General features: G+C 38.9%; 4 protein-coding genes. 3 read left to right on the top strand and 1 reads right to left on the bottom strand.

The window, feature by feature from the left end; all coding sequences use genetic code 11:
- Positions 1-467: 467 nt before the first annotated feature.
- A complete protein-coding gene (locus I4641_RS23075; protein ID WP_229642932.1) occupies positions 468-3,575 on the bottom strand; it encodes a YrzE family protein in 3,108 nt (1,035 codons plus the stop codon).
- 411 nt (positions 3,576-3,986) lie between these two features.
- Here I4641_RS23075 and I4641_RS23070 point away from each other — a divergent pair, with 411 nt between their 5' ends.
- The 3 genes from I4641_RS23070 to I4641_RS23060 all read left to right on the top strand — a co-directional run bounded on the left by I4641_RS23070 (position 3,987) and on the right by I4641_RS23060 (position 5,263).
- Positions 3,987-4,169, top strand: coding sequence for a CsbD family protein (locus I4641_RS23070; protein WP_229642931.1), 183 nt, complete (start codon positions 3,987-3,989; stop codon positions 4,167-4,169).
- 104 nt (positions 4,170-4,273) lie between these two features.
- A complete protein-coding gene (locus I4641_RS23065; protein ID WP_229642930.1) occupies positions 4,274-4,708 on the top strand; it encodes a hypothetical protein in 435 nt (144 codons plus the stop codon).
- Positions 4,709-4,753: 45 nt separating this feature from the next.
- Complete coding sequence (locus I4641_RS23060; RefSeq protein WP_229642929.1) at positions 4,754-5,263, top strand: hypothetical protein; 510 nt, start codon at positions 4,754-4,756, stop codon at positions 5,261-5,263.
- Positions 5,264-5,366 lie beyond the last annotated feature (103 nt).

Here is a 5,366-nt window from a genome sequence, read left to right as displayed (position 1 = left end):
CCTACTTTTCTATTATCTGGTAAGTCATTTAATTCTGAACTTAAAAAATTAATTATTTGTGTGTTTTTAGTTGAAAAACTTATGGTAATTAACCGCCATAAGCTCAAGTATTATCAACAAGGATTAAAAGTTTTAGCGGCAATTAGTTAAGCATCTATTTTAATTAATTATTCTCTAGTTTTAGGCTTAGTTATTATCAAATAGTCTACTTTATTTTGTCTATTTAAGATTAATGTACATATCAATTTGTTGAGAGATTATAAGGTTTCAGTTCCATACGATTTCGGCTACGAATACTCTCATTAACTCATTTTTTTAGCTTAACCGAACAGTATTGAAACGAAATAAATAAACCAGAAACCTTGCTCAAAGTAGTTTAGCCGATTACTCTATCTTTTTTATAATCCCTGAAAAATGGTGCAGCTATTAGTAGCTGCGCCTATCATAATTATTAATTAATTACCTATCTATCCCATCACACCAATTACACCAGCACTAGCCGAGGCGATCGCACTAACCAAACCAGTTATAAACAACCACCAAGAAGCAGTGGCAGCAGCTTTACGAGTTTCTTCTACCTGCATTGCTGCCTGTTTTTTAGCAGATTCTAAACGCATTCCCGCTTCGGTTTGAATACGTTCGGCACGTTGTAAGGCGCGATCGCGAGTTCTTTCGATCTGAGTGATAATTTGATTAGCCTCGGCTGCGGATATATCTTGGCGAGAACTCATAATCGCCAGCATCGTATTGCGATCGACCTTGGAAAAGCGGTCTCTTAAGGCAGTAAAACCAGCTTGAGGATCGTCAAACATCAGATTGATATCTCGTTTGATTCCTGCGTATGCTAGTTCGGGACGGTCTAAACTATCGAGGTATGCCTTGATTTTAGCTAGTAGGCGATCGATGACCGACTGTACTTTATCTTGCACCATCTGTAGTTGAGACATAATGCTATCTCTAACTTCAAGGATTTGGTCTACCACGAGATCGACATCTGCTTGAGATATATCATCTCTTTGAGTTAACAATGCCGTGAGAGTAGAGCGATTGAAGCTAGCTAATCTGTCCTTGAGACTTTCTGCACCAGCACGAGGATCGTTGAGCAAGAGTTTCAGATCCCGTTTAATACCCCCAGGACTTAATTCAGCCTTATCGGTATCACGCAGATAATCGGCGATCGCACTTGAGAAATCTTGAACTTTTTCTTGAGTACGGATAGCTGCACGACGGGGGGCTTTAACAATTTTTCTCAGGGTAGACTGGACATCATTAATAACCCGATCAATATCAGCTTCACTCAAATCTTGACGCTGTGCCAATAGCTGCACTAAGGTGTCTCGATCCATTGCTGCCAAACGCTGACGAATAGCTTTTGAACCCAATTTAGGATTGTTAAATAATAAGGTTAAATCTTGTTCGATACCCCTGGGATTGAGTTCTGGCTTGCCAGTTTTGCGGAGATAGCTAGCAATTTCTGATGTAGCGATATCGTATTGCTCTTTGGCTTTACCCGCTAGTTTTTGGGGTGCATGAGCGATCCGCATCCAACTACCTTCAACAGTATCAATAATATCTTCTACCTGAGATTGCCTTAAGTCTTGACGTTGAGATAGTAACTGAACTAAAGTATCGCGATCGAACTTCTCTAATCTTGCTCTCAATGCCGAACTTCCTGCTTGGGGATCTTTGAACAGTAATTCTAGTTCTCGCTGGATACCATCAGGATTTAATTCACCTTTGCCCGTATTTCTCAGATAGGACTGAATTTGTAACCACTGCCTATCCGCTACAGCTTTGGCTTTGGTAACATTTTGATGACTATTTTTCAAGACTTGATCGCGTGCTATTTCTAATTCTCCAGCGATCGCCGATATTTCGACTTGATTCATGTCGTTACGCAACTCTAGCATTCTTTCTAAGGTAGGGCGATCTAAAACTCCTAAACGAGTGGTTAACTGTTCGTAGGTAGCGTCGAAGTCTTCTAAAATCGGCTTAAATTCAAGCTGAATTGTTTCAGGGGTCAAACTATTTTTAGGAACGCTAGTTAGATATTCTTCTACTTGTACCATTAATTCAATGCTACTTTCTCTAGCTTGTGCAGCCTCCGCAGTGGCAATTACTTCTAAGCGAATAGCATCGAGGATATTAGCGATACTACGAATTTGTGCTTGAGATAGTAATCCTTTTTGGGTTAAAACTTCGACAAAATCTGTACGATTGAGTTGTCTGAGTTCATTGACTACTGCTTGAGGATCGGCAGCAGGATCGTAGATTAAGTCACGAAATTCTCGGTCTAGGTTAACCTGTTTAAGCTGCCAAGGATAAGCATTAGCTAGATAATTATCAATATCTTTCTCGATTGTGGTAGGAGGAGTCTTTTTAATTCCTGCTTTGTAGGCTACTTTGTCAGTTTGTTCTCCTAGTTGTAACCCAGCAGATTTTAGTTGACTGACAATGCGATCAACATCAAAATCAGATAAATCGGCACGTCCTATTACTATGTTGGCTAGACTACTTGCACCAAAAGAAACAGCACTTCTGACTAAAGGATTAGTTTCGTTGGAACTATTATTGGGATTAATTTGGCTGACTACAGAATCTAACTTACTACCAAAATCTGTACCTGTAAGCTGCTCTTTAGTAGCTGTTTTGAGATAGTTAGCAAAATCCGTAACGGGATTACCAGCAGGAGTAAACTTACTGGTAGTCTTGTGCCAAACAGACTCCATCTTGGTAGCAATACGTTCGGCATCTTGTCGAGAGATATCAGAGCGATCGCTAATTAGCTTAATAAAGGTATGGCGATCGATATTATGAATGCGATCGCTATCCACAATTGACTGTAGATTTTCATCATCTAGTAACTGTTCAAAATCTTGCGCGATCTGATTAACATCTATCCCTGCGGGTTTGACAGACTGCAAAAATTCTTCTACATTCTCTTTCATAGATATGGGGTCGATCGCCATTCCTAACTCTCTTTTTACCGCAGCCGTAGCAGCCTCAGCAGTGTTCACCACCTGTTCGCTCGCTGCACCAGCAGCAATCGCAGCCGTAGCTGTTCCCAGAATTGACTGCATCCCAGCAGTGGCAGTGCTAAACACGGAACCTAAGAGCGAGCCAATAGTTCTAGAGCTAAAAAACATCATTAAGGCAAAAAAGGCTGCCCAAATGACTAAACCGACAATTGCCCCAGAAAGAGGTGCGATATACAAACCTAACTTGACTGCTAAAAGGCTAGCAATAAATAAAGCCAAGGAAACACTAATTAGTGTCCCCAAACCCACTGCCATACCAACTTTTTTAATCGTACTGCCCAATCCACCCGAATCACTATCATAATCAGAAGTGCTAGAGCTACTAGAGCTTCCCCCAGCCAGGGATATACCAACAGCTACTCCTAAATTGGTAAATAGTAGTTGGAAGGCAAATGCCAACACTATTCCTGCAATTACGGCTGCAAAAAACTGTGGTCCATTAAAGACAAAAGAAGAATTCTGAATCGCCTCCAAGTCTCTTGACCTTTCTATTATAATTCCTTGCTGCGCTAACAGCGTTACTTTGTTATAAAACATAGTTTTGTTTTCTTTTAATAATTAATTTTTTACAGGAAGAAGAGAAAGCTTTGTATCTGCATATCACAAATTTTCTACTAATTAAACAGAGAGTAATGAATTTTTGAATAATTCCAACTAAAGATACTGCTTATGTATCTGTCAATAGGTTAAAAGAGATTGAACGAAGGATCATCTTTCTTTAGATAGGTAATTTTTACAAGTAGTTATTGCTAGATAATGTCAACATAAGTAGGTTATAAACATCAACGTATTTAGATATATCTAAGGTTATATATCGAGCCACAACATCTTATTTTTAATTAGCTTTCAATGGTTATTACTTTTGGTGGATAAACTAAGAATATTTTTTTATTAGTATGTTTAGTAACGATAAATACCAAAAGTAAATAAAATTAGGAGATCACTCTTATGAGTACACAAGATAGAGTAGAAGCTACAGCTAAAAACATTGAAGGCAAAGCTCAAGAAGCGATGGGTAATGTTACTGGCGATAAAGGCGACCAGGCTGAGGGTAAAGCCAAACAGGCAGAAGCGTCTGCACAACACGCAGTTGAAGATGGCAAAGATGCAGTAAAAGATGCGATTAACTAATTTATAGTTTTTTGGTTTTGTTGGGGAAGATTTCTTTCCCCATTTTTATTGGAAAATATCAACTCGAAACTATCAAGTAAAAGTACATTTTAGGAGCAGCGTTTATGATTCCAAAGTTTAGAAAAATTCGTCACCTTTTCATCACTACCATCTTAATTTTAGTCGTTACGGCTACCACCGCCTGTTCGTCTAGCCCTACGGCAACTATTCCGAGTCCAATATTAGATAAAACAGAAGCTTACACGCAGCTAGAGACAGGAAATAGTCTGGCTGGACAGAAATTTGGTGATTGGGTAATCAGCACCAGTCAAGGGTTAATTAAAGATGCTTATGTACGAGACAACAATAAGTTGGGGGTAGTAATCGCCGAAAGAGTTAAGCCTACAGAAGTTAAAACCCTGGCGAAAGCTTTGACAATGGGTTTTCATCAAAATTTTCCCAATCAAGATTTAACTATTTTGATGTATGCCCCAGATAAAGAGCGAATTTTAACTGCCAAGTACGATGTGCAGTCTAACAATATTGAGTACCAAGGGTAATTCAAAACAGCAATTAGCAAGTATTAAATTAAGGAGCCAAAAATAATGTCTAGTAGCGACAAGTATAAAAGACAAATAATGAACGACCTGGCGGGGGGTAATGTAGAATCTTTGGATGATTCTTCTGTAAAACAAGATTACGATAACTTTGATGATTTTGCTAATCGTTCTAGCAAGGAAGAAAGACATAGTTTATTTAAGAATGCCTTTCACCACGATAAGGTTTCACCTGAGCAAATGGAACCTGAATTGCAACAGGCGATCGCCAAAATTAAGCCTCAAGAAAGAGATGATGTCGCTAGGGAATTTTTCAACCGCCTCAAAAAAAGAGGATTGAGCGATCGCGATTTAGCAAAGCAGTTGGGTTTATCTACTCATCACGCTAGTCGTATGAACGCTGACGATGTGAGTAAATTAGCTAACTTCACCTATCATTCTCATCCTGATATCTTTCAAGAAGTAATGGCAGATCGACCAGCTTTACTTAAATTTTTGAGTAATCCATTAGTAGGTGCAGCTTTAGGTATAGTAGCTTCTAAATGGCTGCGTAGATAACACCCTTATCGTTAGTAACGAGAGACTTAAATTGTAACTAGGAAATGGGCCAATACTTCTTGTTTAAGCCCAGAAGAAAGTAAAATGATGATTATTTTGAAAA

Origin of the sequence: Waterburya agarophytonicola KI4 (assembly GCF_020640915.1) — a bacterium.
In the GTDB taxonomy this organism is placed as follows: Bacteria; Cyanobacteriota; Cyanobacteriia; order Cyanobacteriales; family Xenococcaceae; genus Waterburya; species Waterburya agarophytonicola.
The sequence above is the reverse complement of the archived record's forward strand: the minus strand, read 5'-3'. Positions and strand labels throughout refer to the sequence as shown.

Bases quoted from the DNA above. Each gene is read 5' to 3' on its own strand.
- I4641_RS23070 (WP_229642931.1), top strand. From the start codon at position 3,987: ATGAGTACACAAGATAGAGTAGAAGCTACAGCTAAAAACATTGAAGGC.
- I4641_RS23075 (WP_229642932.1), bottom strand. From the start codon at position 3,575: ATGTTTTATAACAAAGTAACGCTGTTAGCGCAGCAAGGAATTATAATA.
- I4641_RS23060 (WP_229642929.1), top strand. From the start codon at position 4,754: ATGTCTAGTAGCGACAAGTATAAAAGACAAATAATGAACGACCTGGCG.
- I4641_RS23065 (WP_229642930.1), top strand. From the start codon at position 4,274: ATGATTCCAAAGTTTAGAAAAATTCGTCACCTTTTCATCACTACCATC.